Below are 13,145 nucleotides of genomic sequence, written 5' to 3'. Positions count from 1 at the left end.
CCCACATGAGCTTCGGCGCCGATGAAGAAATCCTTCAGGATTTCCTTGTAGAGGCCGGCGAAATTCTAGAGCAACTGTCCGAACAACTGGTCGAGCTGGAAAGCCGACCGGATGATGCGAACCTGCTCAATGCAATTTTTCGCGGTTTTCACACTGTAAAAGGGGGCGCCGGCTTCCTCCAGCTCCATGAGCTGGTGGAGTGCTGTCACATCGCCGAGAACGTTTTCGACATCCTGCGCAAGGGTGAGCGTCACGTCGACTCGGAACTGATGGACGTAATTCTCGAAGCACTGGATGCGGTCAACGGCATGTTCAGCCAGGTGCGTGAACGTGCACCGATCACCGCCGCCACGCCGGAACTGCTGGCCGCCCTGGCGCGCCTGGCCGAACCTGCCGACACCGCGGCTGCGCCGGTGGTCGAGGCCGCGCCGGAGCCGGTGGCGCAAGCCGAGCCGGACGTGACCGACAGCGAGTTCGAACAACTGCTCAACTCCCTCAGCGCGGTCAAGGCCCAAGCTGAATCGCCGGTGCAGCCTGCCGCGACGCCGAGCAGTGAAGACATTACCGACGCTGAGTTCGAGTCGTTGCTCGACCAGTTGCACGGCAAAGGCCAGTTCGCAGCAGATGCCGTGGCACCGCCTGCCGCAGCGCCAGAAGCGCCCGCTGCCAACGCCAGCACCGATATTACCGACGACGAATTCGAGGCACTGCTCGACCAACTGCATGGCAAAGGCACCTTTGTGGCCGAAGCCCTGCCCGAGGTTGCTGCCACGGCCGCCGCTGCGCCAGCGGCCAGTGCCGCACCGGCCGGCGACGGGCTGATCTCTGATCACGAATTCGAAGCCCTGCTCGACGAGTTGCACGGCAAAGGCAAGTTCAGCGAAGTGGCCCCGGCCGCTGCCGCCCAGGTTGCAGCGCCAGCCGCTGCCACTGCGGCACCGGTTGCTGCCAAACCTGCGCCGGCTGCCAAGCCTGCACCTGCCGCCGCCCCGGCCCCTGCGCGTGCAGCGGCGCCGGCAGCAGCGGAAAAACCCGCCAGCGAAGCCGAGACCACCGTGCGCGTGGATACCGCGCGCCTGGACGACATCATGAACATGGTGGGCGAATTGGTGCTGGTGCGTAACCGCCTGGTGCGCCTGGGCCTGAACAGCGGCGACGAAGCCATGCAGAAGGCCGTGTCGAACCTCGACGTGGTCACCGCCGACCTGCAAACCGCGGTGATGAAAACGCGGATGCAGCCGATCAAGAAAGTCTTCGGCCGTTTCCCGCGTCTGGTTCGCGACCTGGCACGCCAACTCAAGAAAGAAATCAACCTGGAACTGGTGGGCGAAGAAACCGACCTCGACAAAAACCTTGTCGAGGCCCTGGCCGACCCGCTGGTCCACTTGGTGCGCAACGCGGTCGACCACGGCGTAGAAACCCCGGAAGAACGCGAAGCCGCCGGCAAGTCCCGCAACGGCAAAGTGATTTTGGCGGCGGAACAAGAGGGCGACCACATCCTGCTGTCGATCACCGATGACGGCAAGGGCATGGACCCGACCATCTTGCGCAATATCGCAGTCAAGCGCGGCGTGATGGACAAGGATGCCGCCGACCGCCTGACCGACACCGAGTGCTACAACCTGATCTTTGCCCCGGGCTTTTCGACCAAGACCGAGATCTCCGACGTGTCCGGGCGTGGCGTGGGCATGGACGTGGTGAAGACCAAGATCAGCCAGCTCAACGGCTCGATCAATATCTACTCGACCAAGGGCCAGGGCTCCAAGATCGTCATCAAGGTGCCGTTGACCCTGGCGATCATGCCGACCCTGATGGTAATGCTGGGCAACCAGGCGTTCGCCTTCCCGCTGGTCAACGTCAACGAGATCTTCCACCTCGACCTGTCGCGCACCAATGTGGTGGACGGCCAGGAAGTGGTGATCGTGCGCGACAAGGCGTTGCCGCTGTTCTACCTCAAGCGTTGGCTGGTGGCCTCGGCTGCCCACGAAGAACAGCGCGAGGGCCATGTGGTGATTCTGTCCGTGGGCACCCAGCGCATCGGCTTTGTGGTCGACCAATTGGTGGGCCAGGAAGAAGTGGTGATCAAGCCTTTGGGCAAGATGCTGCAGGGCACCCCAGGCATGTCGGGCGCAACCATTACCGGTGACGGTCGCATCGCACTGATTCTCGATGTTCCGAGCATGCTCAAGCGTTACGCCGCACGGCGTATTTGATTCTGGTGGGGCAGGGCGGTCATGCCCGCCCCGCCTAACGGAGTGTTTATGGCAGTCAAGGTCCTGGTGGTGGACGATTCGGGTTTCTTCCGCCGCCGCGTCTCGGAAATTCTTTCCGCTGATCCAACGATCCAGGTGGTCGGCACGGCCACTAACGGCAAAGAGGCGATCGATCAAGCCATTGCCTTGAAGCCAGACGTGATCACCATGGACTACGAGATGCCGATGATGGATGGCATCACGGCCGTGCGCCACATCATGCAACGTTGCCCCACACCGGTATTGATGTTTTCCTCGCTGACTCACGAAGGCGCGCGGGTGACCCTCGACGCCTTGGATGCCGGCGCGGTGGATTTTTTGCCGAAGAATTTCGAAGACATCTCGCGCAACCCCGACAAGGTCAAGCAGATGCTGTGCGAGAAGGTGCACAGCATTTCCCGCAGTAACCGTCGCAGCCTGTTCAGCACACCCGCGCCAGCCCCCACGCCTGCGCCCGCAGCAGCGGCGCCGACGTCGTCGTTTGCGCGCCCGGCGCCTGCGCCCGTGGCCCGGCCTGCGGCAGCGCCGGTACGTGCCGCCGCAACGCCGAGTGCCCATTCGCCCGCGCCCAAGCGCAAGGCTTACAAGCTGGTCGCCATCGGCACCTCCACCGGCGGCCCGGTGGCCTTGCAGCGGGTGTTGACCCAACTGCCGGCCAACTTCCCGGCGCCGATTGTGCTGGTGCAGCACATGCCTGCGGCGTTCACCAAAGCCTTCGCAGAGCGCCTGGACAAGCTGTGCCGCATCACCGTCAAGGAAGCCGAGGATGGCGACATCCTGCGTCCTGGCCTGGCCCTGCTGGCGCCGGGCGGCAAGCAGATGATGGTGGACGGGCGTGGCGCGATCAAAATCCTGCCGGGCGATGAACGCCTGAACTACAAGCCGTGTGTGGACATCACCTTCGGCTCGGCAGCCAAATCCTATGGCGACAAAGTTCTGGCGGTGGTGCTCACCGGCATGGGCGCCGATGGCCGTGAAGGCGCGCGCTTGCTCAAGCAGGGCGGCAGCGCCATCTGGGCCCAGGATGAAGCCAGTTGCGTGATCTATGGCATGCCCATGGCCATCGTCAAGGCTGACCTGGCCGATGCGGTCTACAGCCTGGACGACATCGGCAAGCATCTGGTGGAGGCCTGCCTCTGATGGATGTGTTGAGCCTGATCGGCATCACCATGGCGTTTGTCGCCATCATTGGTGGCAACTACCTGGAAGGCGGCCACCTCGGCGCCTTGGCCAACGGCCCGGCAGCGCTGATCGTGATCGGTGGCACCGTGGGCGCGGCGTTGTTGCAGTCGCCCCTGAGCTCGTTCAAGCGTGCCATGCAGATTCTGGTGTGGATCATTTTTCCGCCACGGGTCGATCTGGCAGGCGGCATCGACCGCGTGGTCAATTGGAGCCTTACCGCCCGCAAGGAAGGCCTGCTGGGCCTGGAAGGTGTGGCGGATGCCGAGCCTGACAGCTACGCGCGCAAGGGCCTGCAACTGCTGGTCGATGGCGCCGAACCGGAAGCGATCCGCAGCATCCTCGAAGTGGATTTCTACACCCAGGAAAGCCGTGACATCAATGCGGCCAAAGTCTTTGAAAGCATGGGCGGCTACGCGCCGACCATCGGCATTATCGGTGCGGTGATGGGCCTGATCCACGTGATGGGCAACCTGGCCGACCCTTCGCAACTGGGCAGCGGCATTGCCGTGGCGTTTGTCGCCACCATCTACGGCGTGGCCAGTGCCAACCTGGTGTTGCTGCCGGTGGCCAGCAAGCTCAAGTCGATTGCCATGCGCCAGTCGCGTTATCGCGAAATGCTGCTCGAAGGCATCCTGTCGATTGCCGAGGGCGAAAACCCGCGCTCCATCGAATTGAAGCTTCAGGGCTTCATGGATTGATGCACATGAACACCCGTCCCCCCGTAGGAGCGAGCTTGCTCGCGAAGAACCCGAGAGCGCCGCGTGCATTCAGGATGCCCGCGTTTTCGTTAACGATCTTCGCGAGCAAGCTCGCTCCTACGGTGGGGTGGGTGTGTGGGGGGGAGTGCCCGTGAGCCGTCGCCGTCGCGAGCCTGAAGAACACGTCAATCATGAGCGCTGGCTGGTGTCCTACGCGGATTTCATCACCTTGCTGTTCGCGTTTTTCGTGGTGATGTACTCGATCTCGTCGATCAACGAAGGCAAGTACAAGATCATTTCCCAGGCGCTGGTCGGTGTGTTCAACGATGCCGAGCGGTCGCTCAAGCCCATTCCTATCGGCGAAGAGCGGCCCAAGACCGTGACCCCGGCCAAGCCTCTGGTCAATGACAGTGATGAAACCGCCGCTGGCATCCAAGGCACCAGCGACCCGCTCAAAAGCATCGCCGACGATATCAGTGCCGCCTTTGGCGACCTGATCAGTTCCAACCAGATGACCGTGCGTGGCAATGAGCTGTGGGTGGAGATCGAACTGAACTCCAGCCTGCTGTTCGCCAGTGCCGATGCGTTGCCCAGTGACCAGGCATTCACCATCATCGACAAGGTCGCGGCGATCCTCAAACCGTTTGAAAACCCCATCCACGTGGAAGGCTTCACCGACAATTTCCCCATCAGCACCGCGCAGTACCCGACCAACTGGGAACTGTCCTCGGCCCGTGCGTCGAGCATCGTGCGCATGTTGGCGATGCAGGGTGTGAACCCCCAGCGCCTGGCGTCTGTGGGCTATGGTGAATTCCAGCCGGTGGCCAATAACGCCACGGTCGAAGGCCGCGCCCGTAACCGCCGGGTGGTGCTGGTGGTCTCGCGCAACCTGGATGTGCGTCGCAGCCTGACCGGTACCGGCACCGCCAATGCCACCCCGGATGCAGCGTTGAAGCGTGCTGGCACACAAACTGCACCGCCCGTTGTCAAGCCGCCGGTCCGACCGAGTAACGTCAATTCTCCGTCGCCGGCTCAATAACCGTATGCAATGTCTCGGTCGCGCCTGTGCCCGCCGGGAGGAACCAACCGAATGAGAGTCTGGGCAGTTGCCAATCAAAAGGGTGGAGTCGGCAAGACCACCACTTCCATCGCCTTGGCCGGCTTGCTGGCCGAAGCGGGCAAGCGTGTGGTCGTGGTGGACCTGGACCCCCACGGTTCCATGACCAGCTATTTCGGCTACGACCCGGATGCGCTGGAACACAGCTGCTATGACCTGTTTTTGCACAAGGGCAGCGTGCCAGCGGATCTGCCTGGGCAACTGCTGTTGCCCACCAGCAACGAGAGTATTTCGCTGTTGCCGTCGAGCACCGCCCTGGCCACCCTGGAGCGTCAGTCGCCGGGCCAGAGCGGCCTGGGCCTGGTGATCGCCAAGACCCTGGCGCAACTGTGGCAGGACTTCGACTACGCGATCATCGACAGCCCGCCGTTGCTCGGCGTGCTGATGGTCAACGCGTTGGCGGCCAGCCAGCAATTGGTGATCCCGGTGCAGACCGAGCACCTGGCGGTCAAGGGCCTGGAGCGCATGGTCAGCACCCTGGCGATGATCAACCGCTCGCGCAAGCAGGCGCTGCCGTTCAGCATCGTGCCGACCTTGTTCGACCGTCGCACCCAGGCGTCCCTCGGCACGTTGCGCGTGTTGCGCGATGCCTACCCGGACACCATCTGGAACGGTTACATCCCGGTGGACACGCGCCTGCGTGACGCCAGCCGTGCCGGGCTCACACCGTCGCAGTTCGACGGCAAGAGCCGTGGCGTGCTGGCCTACCGTGCGTTGCTCAAGCACCTGCTGTCGCAACAGCTTGTGGCGCAGGTGGCGTGATGAACCGTCCTGTCCAATTCAAGACCCGCCCGCAACTGGCACTGGAATCCTACCTGGATGCCTTGCTGCAGGATGCGACGGCCGAAGAAATGCCCGAACCTATTCTGGTACTCGAGCCTGCTGTCGAGCCCGACAGCCCGCTGGATGAGTTTCAGCAGGCGGTGATGGAAGAACAGGCGCGGGATGCGCAGGTGGTGGAGGCGCCCGTCGTGGTGCCGAGCGCCCCGGCAGTGGCGGCGCCGCCGGTGGTCGAACCGCTGGTGGACGTGCACCTGCCGCCCAGCATCACGCCGCCACCGGTGACGGGCGACGGTCGCCCTTCGTGGGCTGCCGAGCCGTTCGAGTGCCTGCTGTTCGACGTTGCCGGGTTAACCCTGGCGGTGCCGTTGGTGTGCCTGGGATCGATCTATTCCCTGGAAGGCCAGGAGCTGACGCCGTTGTTCGGGCAGCCAGAGTGGTTCCTCGGCATCCTGCCCAGCCAGGCCGGCAACCTCAAAGTGCTGGACACCGCGCGCTGGGTGATGCCCGACCGCTACCGCGATGATTTTCGCCAGGGCCTGCAATACGTGATCTCGGTGCAGGGCTACGAGTGGGGGCTGGCAGTGCATCAAGTCAGCCGCTCGTTGCGCCTGGACCCCAATGAAATCAAATGGCGCAGCCACCGTGGCCAGCGGCCGTGGTTGGCGGGCACTGTGATCGAACACATGTGCGCGTTGCTGGATGTCGCCGAACTGGCCGAGTTGATCGCCAGCGGTGCGGTGAAGGCAATGCCACAGAACAAACGCAGTTGATTGAACAATAAGGGCCGTGCGGTTGCGCGGCCCACTTGCACACACGCCGTCGATAGCGGCATTTGAAGGGGTCAGATGAATGAACAAGTCAGCGTCCGCACAAGGTTTGGATGATCCGATCCTGCAATGGGTGACCTTCAAGCTGGACAACGAAACCTACGGCATTAACGTGATGCGCGTGCAGGAAGTGCTGCGCTACACCGAGATCGCCCCGGTGCCAGGTGCGCCAAGCTACGTGCTGGGCATCATCAACCTGCGCGGCAACGTGGTGACGGTGATCGACACCCGCCAGCGGTTCGGCCTGGACACGGTTGAAGTCAGCGACAACACCCGTATCGTGATCATCGAAGCCGACAAGCAAGTGGTCGGCATCCTGGTCGACAGCGTGGCCGAGGTGGTTTACCTGCGCCAATCGGAAGTGGAAACCGCACCGAACGTCGGTAACGAAGAGTCGGCCAAGTTCATCCAGGGCGTGTGCAACAAGAACGGCGAACTGCTGATTCTGGTTGAGCTGGACAAGATGATGAGCGAAGAAGAGTGGTCGGAACTGGAGAGCATCTGATTGTTCCTTGAGGCAGCGGTGATTGTCCTGGCCCTGTTGTGGGCCGGGACCTTGGCGTTTGTGCTGCGCTATCTGCGCCAGCAGCGGGAGTTGGCCTTGCAACAGGCCGAGCGCGATGCGGTGCGTGACCGGCGCATTCTGGAGCTGGTCAAGCGCGTTGATCATTTCCAGCAAAGTGCGGTGCGGGTGGGGGATGAGGTGCATGAATTGCGTGCGATTCTTGCGCCGTTGCCGGACAGGTTGGTGCAGTTGGAGCAGCGTGATCCGTCGAACCTGTCGTTTGCCCAGGCGGCCAAGCTGGTGGGCATGGGGGCGACGGTGGATGAGTTGACCCAGTCGTGTGGGTTGACTCAGGCTGAGGCGCAGTTGATGAGCAAGTTGCACAAGAGCTGATTGGGGCTGGGCTTGCTTGGTTCATGTGGGAGCTGGCTTGCCTGCGATGACGCCCTGACAGCCGACGCCTATCTACCTGACACCCAACGATCCAACTGTGGGAGCGGGCTTGCTCGCGAAGGCGGCCTGACAGGCGACACAGTTGGATTGTGTGCATATCCATTGCTGCGGTAACGGCCACTTAGGGTTCCGCCCTGACGGCGGCTCACTTTTGAAAAGCGCAAAAGTAAGCAAAACGCTCTTGCCCCACCACTCGGCACCTCGCTTGGGCTCGGTGTGCCCGAACACAGGCTTGAATCCGTGGGCCGCCGCCACGCGCCATCCATGGCGCGGGGCGGCTAACCCGGCGTCCTGCCGGGTTACCCACGAATTCAAGCCTGCGTTCGGCCAGCGTGGTTTAACGGGGCGCCTAAGATCAAAAGCAGAGCAAAAGCAGATCAAGAGCGGCTCGCTTCGCATCGTGGTTACCGTTGGGTGGCAGGTTTGAGATGTTTGTCGATTGAGCCGCCGCCATCGCAGGCAAGCCAGCTCCCACAGGTTGATTGGTGTACTTCAATCAATTTTCTTCAGCCCACAGACTTTTCCGGTGCCCCAAGGGTCAACATCCTTCATGCACCTTGACCCAGGAGATTCCCTCAAATGACCGCCCCCAAAGCCCTGTTGATCCTCCACGGCAAACAAGCCCTCAACGAGGATGTGCGTGCTGCCGTGCTGGCGCGGCGGGAGCAGGGTGGGGAGTTGGCCGTGCGGGTGACGTGGGAGGGCGGCGATGCTCAGCGCCTGGTCAATGAAGCCTTGGCCGCGGGCTACACCCACATCATTGCTGGCGGTGGCGACGGCACCCTGCGCGATGTGGCTGAAGCCATGGCCCATGCCAACACTGATGCCAGCCTGGTGCTGATGCCCCTGGGCACCGCCAATGATTTCGCCAAGGCGGCCGGCGTGCCGTTGGAGCCGGCTGGCGCCCTGGCCTTGCTGGACGTGCAGCCTAGGGCCATCGACCTTGGCCAGGTGGGTGGGCAAATTTTTCTGAACATGGCCACCGGTGGGTTTGGTAGCCAGGTCACGGCCAATACCTCCGAAGATTTGAAGAAGGTTTTGGGCGGTGCTGCTTACCTGTTTACCGGTTTAACCCGCTTCAGTGAATTGAAAGCCGCCTATGGTGAATTGGAAGGCCCGGATTTCCACTGGAAAGGCGAGTTGCTCGCGCTGGGCATCGGCAACGGTCGCCAGGCCGGTGGTGGGCATGTGTTGTGCCCCGGTGCATTGGCTGATGACGGGCTGCTGGATGTCAGCATCCTGCCGGCGCCGCAGGAAGTGGTTGGCACGCTGCGTGAGTTGATGAACAACGGCTGGGGCCTGGACACCATGTTTGTGCGCGCACGCCTGCCGTGGGTGAAGATCAAGGTGGCGCAGGGCTTGTACATCAACCTCGACGGTGAGCCGCTGGAGGGCGACGACCTGCATTTCGAGGCGCTGCCCAAGGCCCTGCGCGTGCACTTGCCGCTGGGTTCGCCGTTAGTCGTCCAGGCTGATGATCTGCTCACGCACGGCAAATAACACCAGGCCCGCCACGTCAAAAATCTGCAAGCGTTTCATGATCTGTGAGCGGTGGGCTTCGACGGTCTTGATGCTCAGGCCCAGGCCGTGGGCAATTTCCCGGGTGGATTTGCCGCGCACGATCAAGCGCAGGATCTCCAGTTGCCGCGCCGTCAGGTTGTGGCTGTGGGCAACAGGCGTGCTCGGGCCCTGGCTGCGAACCAGCGCCTGATTGATCACCGTGTGGGCAATGGCGGGGCTCAGGTAGCGTTCATTGTGACGCAGCGCCTGCAGGGCGTGTTCCAGCTCGTTGGCGGTGGTGTCCTTGAGCAGGTAGCCGTGGGCGCCAGACTCCAGGGCGCGCATGATCATCTCGGGGTCGGTGTGCATCGACAGGATCAGCACCTTGCACTTGGGGTAGGCGCGCTTGAGTTGCTGCAAGGCATCCAGGCCGCCGGTGTGTTTCATCGACAGGTCCAGTAGCACAATGTCGGGCTGCAGGGCGCTGAATGCCTCAAGCAGTTGTGCGCCATCGCTGGCCTCGCCCACCACGGCGTACCCGGGGATATCCAGGATCAGTGCGCGCACGCCGGCGCGGATCAAGGCATGGTCATCGACCAGGAGCAAATTGCAGGTCACTGCAGAACCTTATGGGCACTGGCCCGTTCGAGGGCGCGGGGTGCCCAGGGGAAAAGTGCGTGGATGCGTGTGCCGTTGCCCGGCTGGCTGCTGACGGACAAGGTGCCGCCCAATTGGTGCGCCCGTTCGCACATGCCGGCCATGCCCCGTTGGCCTACCTTGGCGGGGTCGGCGGCAGGTTCGAAGCCTTGGCCGTCATCGCAGATCATCAGCGACAGCCCTTCAGGCAAGCGTTGCAGGCGCACGAGCAGGTTGTGCGCGTTGGCATGGCGCAGCATGTTGGTGACCGCTTCCTGGGTGATGCGAAAGGCCGCCACGGCCATTTCTTCGGGAATGCCGGTGAGCCGTTGCTGGCACTCCAGGCTCCAGCACACCTGGGTATTTTCCAGGGTCTTGAGCAGGTGCGCGCGCAGGCTCGCTTCCAGCCCCAGGCTTGCCAGTTGGCGCGGGTTGAGGATGGCGGACACGTCGCGCACCTTGGCCAGGGTTTCATTGAGGGTGTTGCACAGCACCGAGCAATGGCTTTGCAGGTCTTGGGGCAGGCGACGCTGCAGCCATTCGCTTTGCAGCTTGGCGGCGGTCAGCAATTGGCCGATGTCATCGTGCAATTCGCGGCTGAGGCGGTGGCGCTCGTTTTCCTGGACTTGCAGCAAGCGGTCGGCCAGTTCCTGGGGCTGGAACTTGATGGCGTTGCGCGAGCGCCACTGGTGCAGGGCTACCACCGCCAACGTGACCAGGTTGAGCAGCACAATCAGTAACGGCAACGGCGCGCCTTGCAGGTAAACCCATAGGCTGACCAGCAATGAACACAGGCACAGGGCAAGGATGAGGCTGCGCGCATGGCAGTGGGACACGAACCTTGCGATGAGTGACTTGAGGCTGGCGTACATAGCGGATGGAGCCAATGAGGGTTCACTGCGCGAAGACCGGTCACGGCGGTTGACTGGGCTCTGTCGAGCGTGCGGTGCCGGATCGTGGTTATCCATAATGAAGTTGCTTCATTTCGAGCGGGGCATGGTACCACCCCTGTTACCGTTGGTCGCCTGGCATATTCCTCGGTCGATATATTAACCACGGAAATGCCCTGGCAGCCCGGCCAGCGCTATTGAGTTGTATTAGTTAGCCTGGTTTGTACAATTTTTAAGGTGCTGGCTAATTGATACTTCTTCAAGCTCTAAAAGCGCTTTCATAGTTGACGTAAAGGGTCGTTTTTAGATAACTCTGATATTAAATACGACCTTTTTGCTTTAAGACCTCTGCTGTAAACGCGGCTGATGGCAGTAGTCTTTTTGCGGAATCTGCGAAGTCACCGTGGCAATCAGCGAAGTTTGCTCACTCTCATCCAGGCCCAGTTCCCCGGTACGGATGTCAATCAGTTCCAGTTGCCAGGCCAGCAACGTCAGGCAGTCGTGCAACGCATCCAGGGCTTGGTCATGCAGTTGCACCGGGCTCACGGCATTGGCAATCAGGTATTGAATATGCCGGGAGAATTCGCTGATCGCCTGCAGGGCCAGGCCGTCGGCCTTTTCAGCCAGTTTGGCCAGGCTGGTTTTCATGCAGTCGATGGCGTCGCTGTCATTGCGGATCAAATGCAGGTGGTTCAGGCATTCCTCGGACTTGGCCAGCAGCATTTCGGCTTCCAGCAAAAACTCGGGAAGTGCGGTTTGCCATTCGTTCGCGCTATTCATCATGCAAGTCTCCACAACTTAAGGTCGGGTGATGAGATGTCGCACCGGGTGAATGGCTTAAAACTAGCGCTGAAATACGACTGGGGCGTGTAGGCTGCTTCCGATAATCCAGTAGGACGTTTATTGAATCGCTCACGAATGCCGCCTTTAGCCGCTGTTATGCGAGATGACGCAACTTCAGTTGCCGATACGTGAGTGCCTGAAAGGCCCGTAGACCAAGGGCTTGGGTTGGCAAACAAAAGCCTGACTCCATTCATGCAATGAGAATGGCGTCACATTAATGGCTATTAGATATCGCGAATATCAGGTTGGGCCCGATTGCGCATAGGGGAATCCCTTACAAGGCGGAACCGCGCGCCGATTCGAGTGTCGTGCGGGGTCGTTGCAAGCGTTCTGAGGGGTGAATGCAGTAAAGCATGATGTCAGTGTGACATCAATGTGTTTGCGTGGCATTTTAACAGGGTCAAGGTTTGGCGCTTGCCGCCGATAACCGCCTATACGAACCGCACATCCCTTCAGCGCACACCTGCGTGTACACCAGGAGCTTTCAATGGCCGGCATTCTCGACACGGTAGATCAACGCACGCAATTGGTGGGTGAGAATCGCCTGGAAATTCTCATGTTCCGCCTCTTCGGACGGCAGTTGTTCGCGATCAACGTGTTCAAGGTGCAGGAAGTGCTGCAACTGCCCAAACTGACCCTGATGCCCCAGCGCCATCCCTTTGTTTGCGGCGTGGTCAACCTGCGTGGCCAGACCCTGCCGGTGATCGACCTTTCCCAGGCCATCGGCATGCGGCCTTTGGTGCCGGGCCCCAACAGCACCATTATCGTCACCGAGTACAACCGCTCGGTGCAGGCGTTCCTGGTGGGCGGCGTGGACCGCATCGTCAACATGAACTGGGAAGCCATCCTGCCGCCGCCGACCAGCGCCGGTCGCCAGCACTACCTCACGGCCATCAGCAAGGTCGATGAGCAACTGGTGGAAATCATCGACGTGGAAAAAGTCCTCGCCGAGATCGTGCCCTACAACGCCAAGGTCTCCCGGGACAAACTTGAAGACCCGGTGCTGGAGCGAGCCCGTGGTCGCGAAGTACTGCTGGTGGATGATTCCAACGTGGCCTTGTCGCAGTTGCGTGACACCCTGGGCCAGTTGGGCGTGAAGATGCACATTGCCAGCGACGGCCTCAAGGCACTGAACATGCTCAAGGCCTGGGCCGACAGCGGCCAGGTGATGACCGACAAACTGCTGATGATCTTCACCGACGCCGAAATGCCCGAAATGGATGGCTACCGTCTCACCACCGAGATCCGCAATGACCCGCGCCTGCGTGGCCTCTATGTGGTGATGCACACCTCGTTGTCGGGCAGCTTCAACGACTCGATGGTCAAGAAGGTCGGCTGCGACAATTTCCTCTCCAAATTCCAGCCGGACAAGCTGGTGGATGTGGTGCGTCAGCGTCTGATGTTGGACGAAATGCCCGCCTGACTTTAGGATGACACTTTGTTTCCTAGGAAGGCAGGC

The 13,145-nt window shown here is 61.4% G+C and carries 13 protein-coding genes; 10 read left to right on the top strand and 3 right to left on the bottom strand.

Annotated features, from left to right (window positions below):
• Nucleotides 1-5 precede the first annotated feature (5 nt).
• The 9 genes from ACWHXD_RS21485 to yegS all read left to right on the top strand — a co-directional run bounded on the left by ACWHXD_RS21485 (nucleotide 6) and on the right by yegS (nucleotide 9,317).
• On the top strand, nucleotides 6-2,213 hold the full coding sequence (locus tag ACWHXD_RS21485) for a chemotaxis protein CheA (RefSeq protein WP_138762463.1): 2,208 nt from the start codon (nucleotides 6-8) through the stop codon (nucleotides 2,211-2,213).
• Between the two features lie 48 nt (nucleotides 2,214-2,261).
• Complete coding sequence (locus tag ACWHXD_RS21480) at nucleotides 2,262-3,392, top strand: protein-glutamate methylesterase/protein-glutamine glutaminase (protein ID WP_032895963.1); 1,131 nt, start codon at nucleotides 2,262-2,264, stop codon at nucleotides 3,390-3,392.
• Nucleotides 3,392-4,132, top strand: a complete 741-nt coding sequence (locus tag ACWHXD_RS21475) for a flagellar motor protein (protein ID WP_003192902.1) — start codon at nucleotides 3,392-3,394, stop codon at nucleotides 4,130-4,132. The genes ACWHXD_RS21480 and ACWHXD_RS21475 overlap by 1 nt, the downstream gene beginning before the upstream one ends.
• A gap of 151 nt (nucleotides 4,133-4,283) precedes the next feature.
• Nucleotides 4,284-5,171, top strand: a complete 888-nt coding sequence (motD, locus tag ACWHXD_RS21470) for a flagellar motor protein MotD (protein WP_032895965.1) — start codon at nucleotides 4,284-4,286, stop codon at nucleotides 5,169-5,171.
• A 51-nt stretch (nucleotides 5,172-5,222) separates the two neighbouring features.
• Nucleotides 5,223-6,011 carry a ParA family protein gene (locus ACWHXD_RS21465; RefSeq protein WP_014719332.1) on the top strand — a complete coding sequence of 263 codons (789 nt, stop codon included), beginning with the start codon at nucleotides 5,223-5,225 and terminating at the stop codon, nucleotides 6,009-6,011.
• Nucleotides 6,011-6,802, top strand: coding sequence for a CheW domain-containing protein (locus tag ACWHXD_RS21460; protein ID WP_138762462.1), 792 nt, complete (start codon nucleotides 6,011-6,013; stop codon nucleotides 6,800-6,802). Before ACWHXD_RS21465 ends, ACWHXD_RS21460 begins: the two co-directional genes overlap by 1 nt.
• Before the next feature lie 79 nt (nucleotides 6,803-6,881).
• Nucleotides 6,882-7,364 carry a chemotaxis protein CheW gene (locus ACWHXD_RS21455; protein WP_003192896.1) on the top strand — a complete coding sequence of 161 codons (483 nt, stop codon included), beginning with the start codon at nucleotides 6,882-6,884 and terminating at the stop codon, nucleotides 7,362-7,364.
• Nucleotides 7,365-7,757: a DUF2802 domain-containing protein gene (locus ACWHXD_RS21450; protein ID WP_098950739.1), complete on the top strand. Its 393-nt coding sequence runs from the start codon at nucleotides 7,365-7,367 to the stop codon at nucleotides 7,755-7,757. It begins immediately after the preceding gene.
• Nucleotides 7,758-8,396: 639 nt separating this feature from the next.
• Nucleotides 8,397-9,317: a lipid kinase YegS gene (yegS, locus tag ACWHXD_RS21445; RefSeq protein WP_032895969.1), complete on the top strand. Its 921-nt coding sequence runs from the start codon at nucleotides 8,397-8,399 to the stop codon at nucleotides 9,315-9,317.
• On the opposite strand, the gene ACWHXD_RS21440 is transcribed toward yegS, so the two are convergent.
• The 3 genes from ACWHXD_RS21440 to ACWHXD_RS21430 form a co-directional block, all read right to left on the bottom strand.
• Entirely contained in the window at nucleotides 9,276-9,935 is a 660-nt protein-coding gene (locus ACWHXD_RS21440; protein WP_032895970.1) for a response regulator, read from the bottom strand. The two genes, yegS and ACWHXD_RS21440, sit on opposite strands and share 42 nt — an antisense overlap.
• Nucleotides 9,932-10,825 (bottom strand): sensor histidine kinase, encoded by an 894-nt coding sequence (locus tag ACWHXD_RS21435; protein WP_138762495.1) that lies wholly within the window; start codon nucleotides 10,823-10,825, stop codon nucleotides 9,932-9,934. The genes ACWHXD_RS21440 and ACWHXD_RS21435 overlap by 4 nt, the downstream gene beginning before the upstream one ends.
• 357 nt (nucleotides 10,826-11,182) lie before the next feature.
• Nucleotides 11,183-11,626 carry a hypothetical protein gene (locus tag ACWHXD_RS21430; protein ID WP_186931852.1) on the bottom strand — a complete coding sequence of 148 codons (444 nt, stop codon included), beginning with the start codon at nucleotides 11,624-11,626 and terminating at the stop codon, nucleotides 11,183-11,185.
• A 547-nt stretch (nucleotides 11,627-12,173) separates the two neighbouring features.
• Between ACWHXD_RS21430 and ACWHXD_RS21425 the strand changes: the two genes are divergently transcribed.
• On the top strand, nucleotides 12,174-13,109 hold the full coding sequence (locus ACWHXD_RS21425) for a chemotaxis protein CheV (RefSeq protein ID WP_003192887.1): 936 nt from the start codon (nucleotides 12,174-12,176) through the stop codon (nucleotides 13,107-13,109).
• The last annotated feature ends 36 nt before the right edge of the window (nucleotides 13,110-13,145 follow it).

It is taken from the genome of Pseudomonas fjordensis (assembly GCF_976987115.1).
Note: the sequence above shows the minus strand (reverse complement) of the source record. Positions and strands in the feature narration are given on the sequence as shown.